We start from the raw sequence: 15,045 nt of genomic DNA on the forward strand, positions 1-15,045 counted from the left end.
GTTCTGATGATTGACGTGATCGTGGTCGGCGGCGGACCGACCGGTTTGATGCTCGCTTGCGAGTTGCGGCTGCACGACGTGCGCGTGGTCGTGCTGGAGAAGCTGACCGAACCGACCGGGGAGTCCCGCGGTCAGGGTCTGCACGCGCGGAGTGTCGAGATCATGGACCAGCGCGGCCTGCTCGACCGGTTCATCGCGGTCAGCGAGAAGTTCCAGGCCGGCGGTCTCTTCGGCGGCATCATGAAGCCGTGGCCGGACGGGTTGGACACGGCTCATCCGTACGGCGTCGCCACCCCGCAACCGGTCACCGAGCGACTGCTAGACGAGCGCGCGGTCGAACTCGGGGCCGAGATCCGGCGCGGATGCGAAGTTGTCGGGCTGAGCCAGACCGGCGACGGCGTCACCGTGGAACTCGCGGACGGCACGCACCTGCGCTCCCGCTACCTCGTCGGCTGCGACGGCGGCCGCAGCGCGGTGCGCAAGCTGATCGGCGTCGGCTTCCCCGGTGAGCCCGCGACTGTCGAGACACTGCTCGGGGAAATGGAGGTGGCCGAGGATCCCGCGGCGATCGCCGCGGTCGTCGAGGAGGTCCGCAGGACCCAACTGCGGTTCGGCGTCAGCCCCGGCGAGGACGGCGTGTATCGCGTTGTCGTGCCCGCCGACGGCGTGGCCGAGGACCGGGCGGCCGCACCGACCCTCGACGACTTCAAGCAGCGGTTGTGGGCCGTCGCGGGCACCGACTTCGGTGTGCACTCGCCGCGCTGGCTGTCGCGGTTCGGCGACGCCACCCGGCAGGCCGAGCGCTACCGCGTCGACCGGGTCCTGCTGGCCGGCGACGCGGCCCACATCCATCCGCCGACCGGCGGGCAGGGGCTCAACCTCGGCGTGCAGGACGCGTTCAACCTCGGCTGGAAGCTGGCCGCCGCGGTCAACGGCTGGGCTCCGGAAGGGCTGTTGGACAGCTATCACACCGAACGGCATCCGGTGGGCGCCCGCGTCATCGACAACACGCGCGCGCAGATCACGCTCCTGGGGACCGATCCCGGCGCGACCGCACTACGGGAACTGTTCTCCACGCTGATGGACTTCGAGGAGGTGAACCGGTACGTGACGGGGATGATCACCGCGGTCGGGATCCGCTACGACTTCGGCGAGGGGCACGAGCTCCTGGGCCGACGCCTGCGGGACGTGAAGCTGAAAGAAGGTCGCCTCTACGAGCTGATGCACGGCGGCCGCGGACTGCTGCTCGACCACACCGGCCGGCTCTCGGTGTTGGGCTGGGCGGATCGCGTCGACCATGTCGTAGACGCCGGCGAGGAGTTGGACGTACCCGCGGTGCTCCTACGGCCGGACGGCCACGTGGCGTGGGTCGGTGACGACCAGGCGGACCTGCTCGGACAGTTGCCCAAGTGGTTCGGTGCCTCACGCTGAGCGCCGAACAGCCTTCCTGGGGAGTCGATCGGTCGCGGAGCGGAAGTGAAGGCCGTCGCTTCTCGCAGCGGAGCAGAGCTCCCTGAGTGACCGAAGATGCCGCGCCTTCCCGATGAGCGGCCGACACTCTCACTTCACCTGGCAGTCGACCGGAGTTCCCTACAGGGCCCAACTCTGGCCGCTGTCAACGAATTTGTCCTCAGGAGGCCCGATGTCCCCGCACGCCCCCTTCCGGCGCCGTGTCCGTCGCCCCGTCGCGGTAGGTGTTCCGCTGGCCGTGGTGGTCGCACTCATGGCGTCCGGTACGGCCGCCGGAGCCCCCGCCGGGAGCCAGGCCGCTCAGGTCACGCGCACGGCGACGCTCGGCGACATCCCGCTCGGCGCGTTCAGCGACGCGCTGCTGCCCGGGACGGTGGACAACGACCGGGGAGTGGATCTCGGCGGCATCGGCAGCGACATCTACCCGGCCGGCCGCAAGGGTGAGTACTGGACCGTCACCGACCGCGGGCCCAACGGCCAGATCAAGGTGAGCGGGACGAAGCGCCGTACGTTCCCGGTGCCCGGTTTCGACCCGGCGATCGTGAAAATCCGCGTCTCCGGGGACACGATCAAGGTCCTTGACGCCATCCCGATCACCACGACCTCCGGGAAGGGCGTCACCGGGCTGTCGAACCAGCAGGGACGCGACGAGGCGCCGTACTCCTACGACGCGCAGACGGCGCTGTCGTACAACCCGAACGGGCTGGACACGGAGGGCATCGTGCGCGCCGGGGACGGGTCGTTCTGGCTCGTCGACGAGTACGGGCCCAGCCTGGTGCACGTCTCCGCGCGCGGGAAGGTGCTCACGCGGTACGTGCCCAAGGGGCTGCACCTGACCGGGACCGACTACCCGGTGGTGGAGGCGCTGCCGGCCGTCCTGCTGCACCGGAAGATCAACCGAGGCTTCGAGGGGCTCGCCCAACTACCCGGCGGTGACCTGGTGATGGCCCTGCAGAGCCCGCTGTCGCTGCCGGACGGGGATGCCGGGGACGCGTCGCTCAACACCCGTCTGCTGCGCTTCTCGACGAAGAAGCGGGCGGTCACGGCGGAGTACGCGTACCGGTTCGACCCGGTGAACGTGGTCGACCCCAGCGAGGACGACACCTCCGAACTCAAGATCTCCTCGGTGGTCGCCGTGGGCGGCGACCGACTGCTCGTCGAGGAGCGGACCGACAAGGCGGCCCGGCTCCAACTGGTCGAGCTGGGGCGCAGGTCGAACATCCTCGGCGGCCCCTACGACGACGACACGACGTCCCCGTCGCTGGAGCAGCTCGACGACCCGGCGGCCTCGGGTGTGCCGGTACTGGCCAAGAAGCTGGTCGTCGACCTGGGGACCGTCTCCGGGGTGCCGCAGAAGATCGAGGGCGTCGCGCGCGTGGACCACGACACGCTCGCCCTGATCAATGACAACGACTTCGGAATGACGGACGGCGCGGGCGCGTTCGACGCCCAGGGGCGGCTGATCGACAGCGGCATCAAGACGACCCTGGTGTACCTGAAGCTGCCGCACGGCATCTGAGGGCCCGTCGCCCCGTCGACGCCTGGGGCAGCTAGCCGAACAGGGAGGGGAGCAGTGACTCGATGTCGCTGGGCACCTCGCTCGGCAGGTTCGACGGAAGCGCGGTCGGGAGCTTGGTCGGCAGGCTGCTGGGGAGTTTCGTCGGGAGGGTGAGGGACGGGCTCCGGCTCGTGCTCGAACTGCTCCCGGCGGGCGCCTTCTTGTCCGGTGAGTCGTGTCCCCCGGAGGCCATCAGCGCGACGGCGACGACGGCCCCGGCGAGCACGATCACGGCGAGCAGCACGAACAGCGGGCGGGGGCGCCTGCGCGGAGGCGGTCCATGCTCCCCGTAGCCGCCTCCCGAGTCCCCGTAGCCCCCTCCCGACGCGTGGCCGAAACCTTCGGGAGGTGGTCCGAAGCCGCCTCCCTGAGGCGGAGTGGCGCCCGGTGGGCCGGGCGGTCGGGGCGGTACGGGCGGCATGGCCATACCGTCCAGAGTCGCCTCGTAGCGGTCATGACGCGACCCCCGCGCGGTGGTTGATGCGGACTCATGCCATGGATCGCATGGTTCCGGAGCATTCCGCGCGGAAGTCGGTCACAGTCGGGAACCTGAGTGACGCACGCGTGCGTGCGGTCAGCCGCGGGCCCCCAGGAGGTGGTCCATGGCGAGCTGGTCGAGCTGCTCGAAGGCCATCCCTCGCTTGGCGGCCGCCTCCACGTCGAAGTCCTCGAACGCCGAGCGGTCGGCGAGCAGCGCCTTGAGGCCGTCGGCCGCGGTCTGCTGCGCCAGTTCGTCCAGACGCGAGGCGCGCAGCGCCTCCTGGACCACCGGGTCGGCACGGAACGCCGCCGAACGCTCCTTCAGGATCAGGTAGTTGCGCATGCAGCCGGCTGCCGACGCCCACACGCCGTCGAGGTCCTCGGTGCGCGGGGGCTTGAAGTCGAAGTGCTTCGGGCCGGCGTAACCGGCGCTCTCCAGGAGGTCGACCAGCCAGAAGGCGGCACGCAGGTCGCCGTTGCCGAAGCGCAGGTCCTGGTCGTACTTGATGCCGGACTGGCCGTTGAGGTCGATGTGGAAGAGCTTGCCCGCCCACAGGGCCTGGGCGATGCCGTGCGGGAAGTTGAGCCCGGCCATCTGCTCGTGGCCGACCTCGGGGTTGACGCCGTAGAGCTCCGGGCGCTCCAGGCGCTCGATGAACGCCAGGGCGTGGCCGACGGTGGGGAGCAGGATGTCGCCGCGCGGCTCGTTCGGCTTGGGCTCGATCGCGAACTTCAGGTTGTAGCCCTGTTCGGTGACGTACTCACCGAGGAGGTCGAAGGCCTCCTTCATGCGGTCGAGAGCAACGCGTACGTCCTTGGCGGCGCCGGACTCGGCGCCCTCGCGGCCGCCCCAGGCCACGTAGGTCTCGGCGCCCAGCTCGACCGCGAGATCGATGTTGCGGATCGTCTTGCGCAGGGCGTAGCGGCGCACGTCGCGGTCGTTGGCGGTGAACGCGCCGTCCTTGAAGACCGGGTGCGTGAAGAGGTTGGTGGTCGCCATCGGCACCTTCATGCCGGTCGCGTCGAGGGCCTCGCGGAAGCGCTTGATGTGCGACTCGCGCTCGGTGTCCGAGGACCCGAAGGGGATCAGGTCGTCGTCGTGGAAGGTCACACCGTGGGCGCCCAGCTCGGACAGGCGCTGCACCGTCTCGACGGGGTCGAGGGCACGGCGGGTGGCGTCGCCGAACGGGTCCCTTCCCTGCCAGCCGACGGTCCACAGGCCGAAGGTGAACCTGTCCTCGGGGGTGGGCTGGTAGTTCATGACGCGGCTCCTTGTTGCTTCGCTCCGACTATTTCGTCATGGCGGTTTACAAATTAGTATGCCGGAGCGTCTCTGGGAAGGGACAATGTGTCTCCGGGCGGAGACGCATGCCGCACACAAGGGAGAAACCCGATGTCAGCAGCCGAGGGTCCGCTCGTCGTCGGCGTGGATTCGTCCACCCAGTCCACCAAGGCACTGGTCGTCGACGTGTCCACCGGACGGATCGTCGCGAGTGGCCAGGCGCCGCACACCGTCTCCTCGGGGGCGGGCCGGGAGAGCGATCCCCGCCAGTGGTGGGACGCCCTGTGCGAGGCCCTGCGCCAGTGCGGGGACGCGGCCCACGAGGCGGCCGCCGTGTCGATCGGCGGTCAGCAGCACGGCCTGGTCACCCTGGACGCGCAGGGCGAGCCGGTCCGCCCGGCCCTGCTGTGGAACGACGTGCGCTCGGCGCCGCAGGCCCGCCGTCTGATCGAGGAACTGGGCGGCCCGAAGGCCTGGGCGGAGCGCACCGGCAGCGTGCCCGGAGCCTCCTTCACGGTCACGAAGTGGGCCTGGCTCACCGAGCACGAGCCGGAGGCGGTGCGGGCCACAGCGGCCGTACGTCTCCCCCACGACTACCTCACCGGGCGGCTCACCGGGCAGGGCACCACCGATCGCGGCGACGCCTCCGGCACCGGCTGGTGGGCCTCGGCGACCGAGTCGTACGACGAGGAGATCCTCCGGCACGTCGGGCTCGACCCGGCGCTGCTGCCCCGGGTGGTGCGGCCCGGCGAGGTGGCCGGGACCGTGCGGGACTGCCACGATCTGCCGTTCTCCAAGGGCACCCTGGTCGCTCCCGGCACCGGCGACAACGCGGCGGCCGCACTGGGTCTCGGGCTGCGCCCCGGCGCGCCCGTGCTCAGCCTCGGCACCTCGGGCACGGTGTACGCGGTGTCGAAGCACCGCCCCGCCGACCCGTCCGGCACGGTGGCGGGCTTCGCCGACGCGCACGGCGACTGGCTGCCCCTGGCCTGCACCCTGAACTGCACCCTCGCCGTGGACCGGATCGCGGCCCTGCTGGGCCTGGACCGGGAAGCGGTGGAACCGGGCACCTCGGTCACCCTGCTCCCGTACCTGGACGGCGAGCGCACCCCGAACCTGCCCAACGCCTCGGGCCTGCTGCACGGCCTGCGCCACGACACCACCGGCGGCCAGCTCCTCCAGGCCGCCTACGACGGTGCCGTGCACGCCCTGCTGGGCGCGCTCGACCTGGTCCTCGACGCGGACGCGGACCGCACCACGCCTCTCCTGCTGATCGGCGGGGGTGCCCGGGGCACGGCCTGGCAGGAGACGGTACGGAGGCTGTCGGGGCGTCCGGTCCAGGTGCCCGAGGCGAAGGAACTGGTCGCGCTCGGCGCCGCCGCGCAGGCCGCGGGCCTGCTGACCGGCGAGGACCCGGCCGCGGTGGCCCGCCGCTGGAACACGGCCGCCGGGCCGGTGCTGGACGCCGTGGAGCGGGACGAGACGACGTTCGCCAGGATCTCCGGGGTACTCTCCGACGCGGCTCCGCTGCTCGAACGGGGGACGGACAGCCGTTGACACACACCCGGGGGAACGGACGCACACCGATCGAGGGCTGAGGGAGGCATGACCGCACCGCTGCACGAGGCGCACCCCGCCGGGCCCGGGCGTGCCCTGCCCGACACCCAGCAGGGCATGCGCCGCCGCAACCTCGCCCGGGTGATGCACACGGTGAGCGCCGAGGGTCCGCTCTCGCGTGCGGCCGTCGCCTCGCGCATCGGGCTGACCCGGGCGGCGGTGTCGACACTGGTGGACGAGCTGATCCGGTCGGGCCTCCTCGAAGAGCTGGGCCCCGAGCGGCCCGGCCGGGTGGGCCGGCCCGGATCGGCGCTCGCCGTCAGCGGGCGCGGTCCGGCCGGGATCGGCGCGGAGGTCGGGGTCGACCATCTCGCGGTCTGCGCGGTCGATCTGCGCGGCGAGATACGGGCCCGGGCGGTGCGGCACGGCGTGAACCGCGGCCGCTCCCCCGAACCCGTACTCGCCGAACTCACCGCGCTGGTACGGCAGGTCGTCGCCGAAGCGGACGCGGAAGGCCTGTGGCCGGCGGGGCTCGCGGTCGCCGTGCCCGGTCTGGTGGCCCGCGACGGCCGCACCGTCGTCCGCGCCCCGAACCTCGACTGGCACGACACGGATCTCGGCGCCCTGCTGCCCGCCGAACTCCCGCCCACTGTCGACAACGAGGCCAACTTCGGCGGTCTCGCCGAACTCTGGCTGGGCGAAACGACCCCGCGTGACTTCCTGCATGTGTCGGCCGAGATCGGCATCGGCGCCGCAGTTGTGGTGGACGGGGGTCTGCTGCGCGGAACCCGGGGATTCGCGGGCGAGTTGGGGCATGTGCCGGTGCGTCCGGACGGACCGGAGTGCGCCTGCGGCGGGCGCGGCTGTCTCGAACAGTACGCGGGTGAAGAGGCGGTGCTGCGGGCCGCCGGTCTGGAGCCCGGCGCGGACCGGGTCGGGCTGCTCGCGACCCGTGCGGCCGACGGCGACGAGGCGGTACGACGTGCCCTGTACGACGCCGGTACGGCGCTCGGCATCGCGCTGACCGGCGCGGTCAACCTGCTGGATCCCCGACTGGTGGTGCTGGGCGGCGCGCTGTCCGGACTCGCGCCCTGGCTTCTGCCGTCGCTGGAAGCCGAGTTGGCGCGTCGCACAGCGGGACCCGCCTGTCCGGTGTCGGTGTCGCGGCTGGGGCCCGAGGGCCCGCTGCTGGGCGCCGCGCACTCGGTGGTGCGGGCCGTGCTCGACGACCCGGCTTCGGTGGCCGAGCGTGCTGTGGACATCGTGGCCGAACAGGCCTGAGACACAGCCGACTTCACTCGTCCGAGTGGCCGGGTTGTCCACAGTTTCGCCGTAGTCCACGGAAGCACGCCACGCTCTACTGCCCAACCCGCAAGCGCCGTACCGTGATTCACGCGAGGCGCAGCCGTCGTGTCGTGAAGACGGGCGGGCGTGGACGGGTGGACAAGGGGGGATTCACGTGTCGGGGGAGACGGTTCAGGGACTGCGGCAGGATGCCGTCGGGCTGCGTGAGGTGCTGTTCCAGAGCATCACGGCGATGGCGCCGGCCGCCGCGGTCGCCGCGTCGATCCCGTCGGGCGCGGCCTTCGCGGGCGGCAGCCTGCCGCTGTCGGTGCTGATCGCGCTGGTGGCCTGTCTCTTCACCGCGTCGTGCGTCGCCGAGTTGGCCAGGGAACTGCCCGCCGCCGGCTCGGTCGCCACCTACGCGGCACAGGGCCTGCATCCGGCCGTCGGTTTCCTGGTGGGCTGGGGCTATGTCTTCGTGGAGGCCCTGGTCCCGCCGCTGCTGCTCCTGCAACTCGGCTTCACCACGGCGGGCACCCTGCATCAGGAGTGGTCCTCGTACCCGGAGAACCTGTGGTGGCCGTGGGCACTCGCGGGCGCCGCGGTCATCGCCGTGGCGGGCTGGTTCGGAGTGCGCGCCTCGGCCCGCTTCGGCACGGTCCTCGGAGTCTTCGAGATCCTGGTCTTCCTGGTCTTCGCCGTGTGGCTGATCGGCAAGGCGGGTGGGCACAACACCCTCTCGGTGTTCGGCACTTCGCACACGGCCAAGGACTACTCGGGTCTCGGTGGCGTCTTCGCCGGCTCGGTGTACACGGTGCTCGCGTTCGCCGGGTTCGAGGCCGCCGCACCACTCGCCGAGGAGACCCGCGACCCGCGCCGGACGATGCACCGCGCGGTGCTCGGCGCGGCCCTGGGGATCGGCCTGTTCTACGTGCTGACGACGTACGCCATGACGGTGTACTTCGGGCCGGACCGCTTCAGCGGATTCGGGGCCTCCGGCGCGGCGTCCTGGGAGGGGGTGGCACGCGCGTCGTTCGGACTGTTCTGGGTGCTGGTGTTTCTGGCCGTGGTCAACTCGACGATCGCCAACGCCAACGCGTGCGCCACCGTCTCGACACGCACGGCCTTCGCCCTGGCCCGCATCCGGGTGCTCCCCCGCGTACTCGCCACCCTTCACCCGCGCCACCGCTCCCCCATGGCCGGAATCGCCGTGCAGACCGTCGTCGCGGTCGGGACCGTGCTGGGGCTCGGCTTCGGCTACGACCCGGTGACCGCGTTCCTCCTGCTGGCCACGGTGATCGTCACAGTCGTCATCGGCGTCTACATCGTCGTGAACCTGGCCTGTGCGGGCTACTTCCTGCGCCGCAGGCGGGACTTGCTGAAGCCGGTACGCCACCTGCTGGTCCCGCTGCTCGGGATCGTCGCGTTCGTCCCCGCCCTGCTCACCGCGGCGGGCCTCCCGGTCTTCGACTTCGTGACCGAGCTGACCGCTCCCGTGTCGTACGCCGGACCGGTCGTCGGCGTCTGGATGGCGGCCGGGGTCGTGGTCCTGCTCGTTCTGCTACGCCGCCACCCCGAGCGAATAGCCGAGACCGCCCGTGTCCATCTCGACGAATCCGCCTCCACCGGCCTTGCGCAGAACGGAGCAGCACAGCCATGAACGACCCCCGGATCCTGACGGTGCGGCCCGAACCGGGCGAGTACGCCTGGACGTTCGGCGGTGCCCCGCCCGTGGCGCGGATCGCGCCCGGCACGGTTCTCGACCTGTACACGGAGGACTGCTTCGCCGGGCGGGTGCGGTCCGAGAAGGACCTGGTGTCCGAGGTGTGCGAGTTCCCGTTCCTCAACCCGCAGACCGGCCCCTTCCATGTGGAGGGCGCCGAGCCGGGCGACACGGTCGCCGTGCACTTCGTGTCGATCGAACCGGCCCGGGACTGGGCCGCCTCCACGACCGTCCCCCTCTTCGGCTCGCTCACCTCGACGCACACCACGGCGACGCTGCAGCCGCCGCTCCCGGAGACCGTGTGGATCTGGCAGTTGGACCGGACCCGCCGCACGGCGTTGTTCCGCGCCCGGGACAGTGACATCGAGGTCGAGCTGCCCCTCGACCCGATGCACGGCACCGTGGGCGTGGCCCCGGCCAACCTGGAGGTGCGTTCCGCGCTGGTGCCCGACGCGCACGGCGGGAACATGGACACGCCCGAGATGCGGGCCGGGGTCACCTGCTATCTCGGGGTGAACGTGGAGGGCGCGCTGCTCAGCCTCGGCGACGGACACGCCCGGCAGGGCGAGGGCGAGACGTGTGGAGTCGCCGTCGAGTGCGCGATGAACACCGTGGTGATCGTGGAGCTGCTCAAGGGCGTCGCCACGCCCTGGCCGCGCATCGAGTCGGACACGCACATCATCTCTACGGGTTCGGCGCGCCCCTTGGAGGACGCGTTCCGGATCTCCCAGCTCGATCTGGTGCGGTGGCTGGTGCGCGACTACGGGTTCAGCGAGCTGGACGCCTACCAGTTCGCGACCCAGGCCGTGGAATCGCCGTTGGCCAACGTGTGCGACACCAACTACACCTGCGTGGCCAAGATCCGCAAAGAGTGGCTGCCCGCGCGCGAGACTCACCGTGGGCTGCACGCGCGTCTGCGTGAGACCGCGGCGGCACTCCTCCACTGAACCGAAAGGCAACCGACCATGGAACGGGCAAGACCGCTCCCGAGCAGGCGATGGCTGCTGAAGGGCGCCGCCCTCGCCGCCGTCCCCTACGCGTTACTCCCCGCCCCGCAGGCCGACGCTCAGGCCCAGGCCGTCGACTACCCGTCGGCGGAGTGGCAGCCGGCGAGCGCCTCCAACTACACGGCGTCCAACCGCCCCACCGCCTATCCCGTCGACTACGTGGTCATCCACGTCACCCAGGAGACGTACGCCGACACCCTGTCCATCTTCCAGAACCCGAAGAAGAAGGTCTCCGCGCACTACCTCGTGCGCTCGGCCGACGGGCATGTGGCCCAGTGCGTCCGGGAGGCCAATATCGCCTGGCACGCGGGGAACTGGGACTACAACACCCGCAGCGTCGGTATCGAGCACGAGGGCTGGGTGGATCAGCCCGCGTACTTCACCGACGCCCTCTACGAGCAGTCGGCCAGACTCACGGCGGCGCTCTGCACGAAGTACGGGCTCCCCAAGGACCGGGCGCACATCATCGGGCACTACGAGGTGCCGGGTACCGACCACACCGATCCCGGGCCGAACTGGGACTGGACTCGCTACATAAGGATGGTCAATTTCGCCTGATCCGGGGCCGCCCGGGCGCGATGGGCATCGTTCGGGTCCGCCCCGGTCGAAACGGTTGTCCGTACCCTTCGCCGGAGTGACGATGTCCGCAGGCGTTTCACCGCCGTACCGCGGGTGTGCCACCGCTGTGCCGCGGTACTCGCGCCGCTGTATCGCCTTCCGGGAGGCCGAGTTGACCGATCCATGGGTGGCCCTGGAGCCGGGGGCCGACCCTGCCGAGCGGGTGCGGGTGCTGCGCCGGGCGCACGAGACGTTCGCCGTGGCCGGCACGGTGCCGCGACCAGTGAGGTCGGTGGTGGCCGATTCCTGGCGGCGTTCCGCGCGGGCCGGCGTCGGCCCCGAGGGCACGGCGAACGTGGAGTTGACGGACGGCGACCTGGGTGTCCATCGCGCGGCGCATCCGCTGGCCCGGGTGATGCCGCTGATCAGGGAGTTGGTGGGCACGTTCGCGGCGGACGGCGAGCATCTGCTGGCGGTGTGCGACGCGCAGGGCAGGCTGTTGTGGGTCGAGGGGCATCCGGCGACCCGGCGGAAGGCAGGCCGGATGAACTTCGTGCCGGGTGCGCGCTGGGCGGAGAGCGCGGTCGGGACGAACGCGCCGGGCACGGCGGTCGCGGTGGACCGTCCGGTGCAGGTGTTCGCGGCCGAGCACTTCATCCGGCGGGTGCAGCCGTGGACGTGCGCGGCGGCTCCGGTGCACGATCCGCGCACCGGGCGGGTGCTCGGTGCCGTGGACATCACCGGTGGGGACGGGCTGGCGCATCCGCACAGCCTGGGCTTCGTCCAGGCGGTGGCGCGCGCCGCCGAGTCCCAACTGGCTCTGCTCGCGCCGGAGTCGACACCCGCCGACGGTCCCGAACTGACCGCGCTGGGCCGGGACGAGGCCCAACTGTGCCTCGACGGGCGCAAGTTGAGGCTGAGCCGTCGGCACAGCGAGATCATGGTGCTGTTGGCCCGGCATCCCGAAGGGCTGACCGGCGACGAGCTGCTGTGCGCGCTGTACGAGGACGAGTCGGTTCCGCCGGTGACACTGCGGGCCGAACTGGCCCGGCTGCGCAGGCTGTTGGGGCCCGATCTGCTCGCCTCGCGTCCCTACCGGCTCACGTTGCCGGTGGAGTCCGATGTGGCGATCGTCGAGCGGCGGCTGGAAGGGGGTGCGATCACGGGAGCGGCGACGGCGTACCAGGGTCCGTTGCTGCCCGGTTCGCAGGCCCCGGCGGTGATCAGGCTCCGGGCCCGCCTCGCGGACGGCCTCCGTACGGCGCTGATCGCCCGCCGTGATCCAGACCTGCTGGCGGACTGGGCGCACGCGCCGTGGGGCGAGGACGACCTCGACGTATGGCGGGCGCTCGCGGCGATACGGCCGACGGCACCGGTACGCTCCCGCCTCGCCGCGTTGGAGTCCGAGTTGGCGGCACCGGGGACCCCGCTCCACTACACGCGGCGCGACGCAACGTGGATGCAACGTCCCGCTCCTTAGCCTCGCGCCGAGAGCTGTCCAACGGCGGGCAGCGCTGTTCCGGGAGGCAGACCAGGATGACCCGTTACACGGCACCCGGCACCGAGGGCGCGATCGTCTCCTACCAGTCGCGCTACGACCACTTCATCGGCGGCGAGTACGTGCCGCCGGCTCGCGGGCAGTACTTCGAGAACCCGTCCCCGGTGAACGGGCTGCCGTTCACGGAGATCGCGCGCGGCACCGCGGAGGACGTGGAGCGGGCGCTGGACGCGGCGCACGCGGCCGCGCCGGGCTGGGGCCGTTCGTCGGTGACCGAGCGGTCCGACATCCTGCTCAAGATCGCCGACCGGATGGAGGCGAACCTCGAACCGCTCGCGGTCGCGGAGAGCTGGGAGAACGGCAAGCCGATCCGCGAGACCCTGGCCGCCGACATCCCGCTCGCCATCGACCACTTCCGCTACTTCGCGGGGGCGATCCGCGCGCAGGAGGGTTCGCTGGGCGAGGTGGACGACGACACGGTGGCGTACCACTTCCACGAGCCGCTCGGGGTCGTGGCACAGATCATCCCGTGGAACTTCCCCATCCTGATGGCGACTTGGAAGCTGGCCCCGGCTCTCGCGGCGGGCAACGCGGTCGTCATCAAGCCCGCCGAGCAGACCCCGGCGTCCATCCACTACTGGATGAGCCTGATCGCGGACCTGCTGCCGCCGGGCGTGGTGAACATCGTCAACGGCTTCGGCGTGGAGGCGGGCAAGCCGCTGGCGTCCAGCCCCCGCGTGGCGAAGGTCGCCTTCACCGGCGAGACCACCACGGGGCGGTTGATCATGCAGTACGCCTCCGAGAACATCAAGCCGGTCACGCTGGAACTGGGCGGCAAGTCGCCGAACATCTTCTTCGACGACGTGTCGGCGGCACGCGACGACTTCCTGGACAAGGCGCTCGAAGGCTTCACGATGTTCGCGCTCAACCAGGGCGAGGTGTGCACCTGCCCGTCCCGGGCGCTCGTCCAGCGCGGCCACTACTCCGACTTCCTCCAGGCGGCCGTCGCCCGCACAGAGTTGATCAAGCCGGGGCACCCCCTCGACACCGACACGATGATCGGCGCCCAGGCCTCCAACGACCAGTTGGAGAAGATCCTCTCCTATCTGGACATCGGCCGGCAGGAGGGTGCGAAGGTCCTCACGGGCGGCGAACGCATCGACTACGCCGGCGAGTTGAAGGGCGGCTACTACGTCCAGCCGACGATCTTCGAGGGCGACAACCGGATGCGCATCTTCCAGGAGGAGATCTTCGGGCCGGTGGTCTCGGTGACGTCGTTCGACGACTTCGACGACGCGATCAAGGTCGCCAACGACACGCTGTACGGTCTCGGCGCCGGCGTGTGGACCCGGGACATCAACACTGCGTACCGCGCGGGCCGCGCGATCCAGGCGGGCCGGGTGTGGACGAACTGCTACCACGCGTACCCCGCGCACGCGGCGTTCGGCGGCTACAAGCAGTCCGGCATCGGCCGGGAGAACCACAAGATGATGCTGGAGCACTACCAGCAGACGAAGAACGTTCTTGTTTCATACAGTCCGAAGAAACTTGGGTTCTTCTAGAGTCTCAAGTCGGTTGCCTGGAAGCGCCGATGCGCTCCAGGCAACCCGACACCGGAGTCACTCTAGGTAAGCAAAAAGCTGCCTCAAGTCGATGGTCGACCTGCACGAGGACCGCCCCCGGACCAGTCACGGACCAGACTCCCGCCCGGGGTGAGGCAGGCGACAACCCTCTGACACGTGTGGTGGCACGACGCGCTCACCCCAGAGTGGAGGGGACCGGTTACCCGGCGGACTGTCAGTGCCTGCGCACCGTCCGGCTGCGGACCAAGGTCACCCGCGGCGCCGGCTCCCGCACCGCCGCCCTGGCCATGGTCTTCAAGCTCGTCGAGTCCGCCCAGCATCGGTGGCGGGGCGTGAACGCACCCCACCTTGTCGCCCTCGTCCGCGCCGGAGCCCGCTTCGAACGCGGCCAGCTCGTCGAACGCCCCGAGGCGGTCGCGGCGTGAGCACCCTCGCGGCCCAGGCCATCAGCACCAGGCGGCTGGACCTGCCGCCGCTGCACGTCGAGCACGCCGAGGAGATGGCTGCCGTGCTGGCCGATTCGGCCCTGCACACCTTCATCGGCGGCGCTCCGGACACCCCGCAAGCCCTGCGCTCGCGCTACCAGCGCATGACGGCAGGCTCGCCCGATCCTGCCGTGTCCTGGCTGAACTGGGTGATCCTGCTGCGTGAGACATCCTGTCTGGCAGGCACCGTCCAGGCGACGGTCAGCCCCTCCGGCCACGGCCCCATCGCCGAGATCGCCTGGGTGGTGGGGACCCCGTGGCAGGGAAGAGGCATCGCTACCGAAGCTGCCCAAGGACTCGTCGACTGGCTCAGCCGGCAGCCGGTGCACACCGTCATCGCCCACATCCACCCCGAGCATCGGGCATCCGCTGCCGTCGCCGCTGCCGCCGGGCTCACGCCGACCGACGAATGGCACGAAAGCGAGATCCGATGGCACCGGAGCATCAGACGATAACTTCACCGATCCACAGGTCTTGACTATTACTCAAGCCAGGTGTCGGTCAGGTTCAAGAGGCGATCTGCACGTTGCTCCTCAATGAGATCGTGCAGATTGCGCTGG

At 70.7% G+C, this 15,045-nt stretch carries 12 protein-coding genes and 1 pseudogene; 11 read left to right on the forward strand and 2 right to left on the reverse strand.

What is annotated here, in order from left to right; genetic code table 11:
• Nucleotides 1–6: 6 nt before the first annotated feature.
• Nucleotides 7–1,431 (forward strand): rifampin monooxygenase, encoded by a 1,425-nt coding sequence (rox, locus tag AB0M63_RS19025; RefSeq protein WP_366020385.1) that lies wholly within the window; start codon nt 7–9, stop codon nt 1,429–1,431.
• Nucleotides 1,432–1,642: 211 nt separating this feature from the next.
• Nucleotides 1,643–2,989, forward strand: a complete 1,347-nt coding sequence (locus AB0M63_RS19030) for an esterase-like activity of phytase family protein (RefSeq protein ID WP_366020161.1) — start codon at nt 1,643–1,645, stop codon at nt 2,987–2,989.
• Nucleotides 2,990–3,020: 31 nt separating this feature from the next.
• On the opposite strand, the gene AB0M63_RS19035 is transcribed toward AB0M63_RS19030, so the two are convergent.
• Both AB0M63_RS19035 and xylA read right to left on the reverse strand, forming a co-directional pair.
• On the reverse strand, nt 3,021–3,455 hold the full coding sequence (locus AB0M63_RS19035; RefSeq protein ID WP_355923945.1) for a hypothetical protein: 435 nt from the start codon (nt 3,453–3,455) through the stop codon (nt 3,021–3,023).
• 147 nt (nt 3,456–3,602) lie between these two features.
• Nucleotides 3,603–4,769: a xylose isomerase gene (gene xylA, locus AB0M63_RS19040; protein WP_366020162.1), complete on the reverse strand. Its 1,167-nt coding sequence runs from the start codon at nt 4,767–4,769 to the stop codon at nt 3,603–3,605.
• Nucleotides 4,770–4,901: 132 nt separating this feature from the next.
• Here xylA and xylB point away from each other — a divergent pair, with 132 nt between their 5' ends.
• The 9 genes and pseudogenes from xylB (at nt 4,902) to AB0M63_RS19085 (ending at nt 14,940) form a co-directional block, all read left to right on the forward strand.
• Nucleotides 4,902–6,347: a xylulokinase gene (xylB, locus tag AB0M63_RS19045; RefSeq protein ID WP_366020163.1), complete on the forward strand. Its 1,446-nt coding sequence runs from the start codon at nt 4,902–4,904 to the stop codon at nt 6,345–6,347.
• Nucleotides 6,348–6,395: 48 nt separating this feature from the next.
• A complete protein-coding gene (locus tag AB0M63_RS19050) occupies nt 6,396–7,628 on the forward strand; it encodes an ROK family transcriptional regulator (protein WP_366020164.1) in 1,233 nt (410 codons plus the stop codon).
• Between the two features lie 178 nt (nt 7,629–7,806).
• On the forward strand, nt 7,807–9,291 hold the full coding sequence (locus tag AB0M63_RS19055) for an APC family permease (RefSeq protein ID WP_366020165.1): 1,485 nt from the start codon (nt 7,807–7,809) through the stop codon (nt 9,289–9,291).
• The gene (locus tag AB0M63_RS19060; RefSeq protein ID WP_366020166.1) at nt 9,288–10,301 is read left to right on the forward strand and encodes an acetamidase/formamidase family protein; all 1,014 of its coding nucleotides are present in this window, start codon (nt 9,288–9,290) and stop codon (nt 10,299–10,301) included. Before AB0M63_RS19055 ends, AB0M63_RS19060 begins: the two co-directional genes overlap by 4 nt.
• A gap of 18 nt (nt 10,302–10,319) precedes the next feature.
• Complete coding sequence (locus AB0M63_RS19065) at nt 10,320–10,919, forward strand: N-acetylmuramoyl-L-alanine amidase (RefSeq protein WP_355923934.1); 600 nt, start codon at nt 10,320–10,322, stop codon at nt 10,917–10,919.
• 172 nt (nt 10,920–11,091) lie between these two features.
• Nucleotides 11,092–12,399 carry a GAF domain-containing protein gene (locus tag AB0M63_RS19070; RefSeq protein ID WP_366020386.1) on the forward strand — a complete coding sequence of 436 codons (1,308 nt, stop codon included), beginning with the start codon at nt 11,092–11,094 and terminating at the stop codon, nt 12,397–12,399.
• Between the two features lie 56 nt (nt 12,400–12,455).
• Nucleotides 12,456–13,979, forward strand: coding sequence for an aldehyde dehydrogenase family protein (locus tag AB0M63_RS19075; RefSeq protein ID WP_366020167.1), 1,524 nt, complete (start codon nt 12,456–12,458; stop codon nt 13,977–13,979).
• Between the two features lie 248 nt (nt 13,980–14,227).
• A pseudogene (locus tag AB0M63_RS19080) lies at nt 14,228–14,425 on the forward strand (IS256 family transposase); the annotation flags it as partial.
• On the forward strand, nt 14,422–14,940 hold the full coding sequence (locus tag AB0M63_RS19085; RefSeq protein ID WP_366020168.1) for a GNAT family N-acetyltransferase: 519 nt from the start codon (nt 14,422–14,424) through the stop codon (nt 14,938–14,940). The pseudogene AB0M63_RS19080 and the gene AB0M63_RS19085, both read left to right, overlap by 4 nt.
• The last annotated feature ends 105 nt before the right edge of the window (nt 14,941–15,045 follow it).

The organism is Streptomyces sp. NPDC051576 (assembly GCF_040681835.1).
Taxonomy (GTDB): domain Bacteria; phylum Actinomycetota; class Actinomycetes; order Streptomycetales; family Streptomycetaceae; genus Streptomyces.

What these genes read in the sequence shown, in the direction of transcription:
- rox (WP_366020385.1), top strand. Translation starts at nt 7, where the DNA reads ATGATTGACGTGATCGTGGTCGGCGGCGGACCGACCGGTTTGATGCTC.
- AB0M63_RS19030 (WP_366020161.1), top strand. Translation starts at nt 1,643, where the DNA reads ATGTCCCCGCACGCCCCCTTCCGGCGCCGTGTCCGTCGCCCCGTCGCG.
- AB0M63_RS19035 (WP_355923945.1), bottom strand. Translation starts at nt 3,455, where the DNA reads ATGGCCATGCCGCCCGTACCGCCCCGACCGCCCGGCCCACCGGGCGCC.
- xylA (WP_366020162.1), bottom strand. Translation starts at nt 4,769, where the DNA reads ATGAACTACCAGCCCACCCCCGAGGACAGGTTCACCTTCGGCCTGTGG.
- xylB (WP_366020163.1), top strand. Translation starts at nt 4,902, where the DNA reads ATGTCAGCAGCCGAGGGTCCGCTCGTCGTCGGCGTGGATTCGTCCACC.
- AB0M63_RS19050 (WP_366020164.1), top strand. Translation starts at nt 6,396, where the DNA reads ATGACCGCACCGCTGCACGAGGCGCACCCCGCCGGGCCCGGGCGTGCC.
- AB0M63_RS19060 (WP_366020166.1), top strand. Translation starts at nt 9,288, where the DNA reads ATGAACGACCCCCGGATCCTGACGGTGCGGCCCGAACCGGGCGAGTAC.
- AB0M63_RS19065 (WP_355923934.1), top strand. Translation starts at nt 10,320, where the DNA reads ATGGAACGGGCAAGACCGCTCCCGAGCAGGCGATGGCTGCTGAAGGGC.
- AB0M63_RS19075 (WP_366020167.1), top strand. Translation starts at nt 12,456, where the DNA reads ATGACCCGTTACACGGCACCCGGCACCGAGGGCGCGATCGTCTCCTAC.